The organism is Niveibacterium sp. COAC-50 (assembly GCF_013184235.1).
Classification (GTDB): domain Bacteria; phylum Pseudomonadota; class Gammaproteobacteria; order Burkholderiales; family Rhodocyclaceae; genus Niveibacterium; species Niveibacterium microcysteis.
On the sequence record NZ_JABCJM010000016.1, the window covers coordinates 1 to 1,844 of the forward strand.

The following is a 1,844-nucleotide window of genomic DNA, read 5'->3' on the forward strand; positions in this document are numbered from 1 at the left end:
AACGTGTGCGCCGGGCATGGCGCGTTACTTCCTAGGTGCAAGTCCTAGGGCCAGGTTTTCGCAGAGCCGAAGGCAAGGAGAAGGGCAAGGGCGTCGTCGCGAGGCGGGGTCTGAAGGAAGCCCAATCCGAAACTGCGGGACGATGAACAAAAACCGGATATGAGGCGTGATGCATCTGGGGCGAGTGGGCACGTGACCACAAAGCCCTCCATCTGCGGTTGGGTGCATTTTGTAAATCCGGCGTCTATGCAGGGAAGGTAACGTGTCTTACCCCGGGAGATCTCCCCGGTGCCTCGCGCAAGCGAAGCTGGGCGACTGGAGACGGTCGCTGAATACCGTGGAGAAGTCAGCAGAAGGCATAGTAGGCGGAGCCCCCGCCGAAGGCCTGAACGATGAAGGTGAAGGGCCCATGATGAAGGGCAGCGGGATTGCATCTGACCATCTGCGTACGCAGGCTGCGGTTCCACCGCAGGATGAACCCGAGGCCGGATCACCAGGACACCCCGAACCGATTCACACCCAAGCGTCGCTGGCCCAAGTGTTGGAGCGGGCCAATCTGCAACGCGCATTAAAGCAAGTGCGCCAGAACAAGGGCGCGCCGGGCATCGACGGCATGACAGTTGATGACCTGCCAGAGTACCTCCGACACCACTGGCCACGGATCCGCACACAACTGATCGAAGGGCTTTATCGTCCCCGACCGGTTCGACGTGTCGAGATTCCCAAGCCAGACGGCAAGACCCGCCCCTTGGGGATTCCGACGGTGTTGGACCGATTCATCCAGCAAGCCATTGCACAGGTTGTTTCTGCGCAATGGGAACCGCGTTTCCACGACCACAGCTACGGATTTCGCCCGCAACGCTCGGCCCATCAAGCCGTGCGCCATGTGCAAGCGATGATCCGAAGCGGTTACGGTTGGGTCGTGGATATGGATCTGCAAGCCTTCTTCGATCGTGTCAATCACGACCGATTGATGGCACGGCTCAAGCGCCACTGTCCGGACACCGGACTGCTGCGTCTGATCAACCGTTTCCTCAAGGCGGGCGTGCAGATCGGAGCGAGCAGGGCGCCAACGACGATGGGCGTGCCACAAGGCGGCCCGCTGTCGCCGGTACTCGCCAACGTGGTGCTCGATGAACTCGACTGGGAACTGGAACGTCGCGGCCTGCGCTTTGCCCGCTACGCCGACGACTGCAACATCTTGGTACGCAGTCGGCGAGCCGGCGAGCGCGTGATGGCCAGCGTAACGCGCTACCTCAGCGACACACTGCGACTCACAGTGAATCCGTTGAAAAGCGCGGTGGATCGCCCAATGAACCGCAGGTTCTTGGGCTTCACGGTCAGCCGCAACGGCGCCCGGCTCAAGGTGGCCGACAAAGCCATCGACAAGCTCAAGGCGCGCGTGCGCGAACTGACCCGCCGTACGCGAGGCAACACGATTGCCGTGATCGTGGCAGAGCTAAGAGAAACCCTGCTTGGTTGGAAAGCGTACTTCGGCATTGCCGAGGTGCTGAGTCCTCTGCGCGAGATCGACAAGTGGGTACGGCGCAAGTTGCGCTGCTATCTCTGGAAACAATGGGGGCCATCGGGCTACAGGGAGCTGCGCCGACGTGGGGTAACAGTCCGCGAGGCGTGGAACACCAGCAAGACTGCTCATGGCCCGTGGCGTATTTCCAAGACGCCGGCGCTGACCCTCGCGCTACCATTGCGCTACTTTGAAACCTTGGGACTACCCAGCCTTGCGCCACGGTAGGAATTCAATTCATCGAACCGCCGGATACGTGACCCGTACGTCCGGTGGTGTGGGAGGGAGGGGCCGCGAGGTTCCTTCCTATCCCGATTAG

At 61.3% G+C, this 1,844-nt stretch carries 1 protein-coding gene; it reads left to right on the plus strand.

Annotation, left to right across the window (positions count from 1 at the left end; translation table 11 throughout):
• Positions 1–409 precede the first annotated feature (409 nt).
• Positions 410–1,753 carry a group II intron reverse transcriptase/maturase gene (gene ltrA / locus HH302_RS22190; protein ID WP_253946280.1) on the plus strand — a complete coding sequence of 448 codons (1,344 nt, stop codon included), beginning with the start codon at positions 410–412 and terminating at the stop codon, positions 1,751–1,753.
• Positions 1,754–1,844: the final 91 nt, after the last annotated feature.

What these genes read in the sequence shown, in the direction of transcription:
- ltrA (WP_253946280.1), top strand. Translation starts at nt 410, where the DNA reads ATGATGAAGGGCAGCGGGATTGCATCTGACCATCTGCGTACGCAGGCT.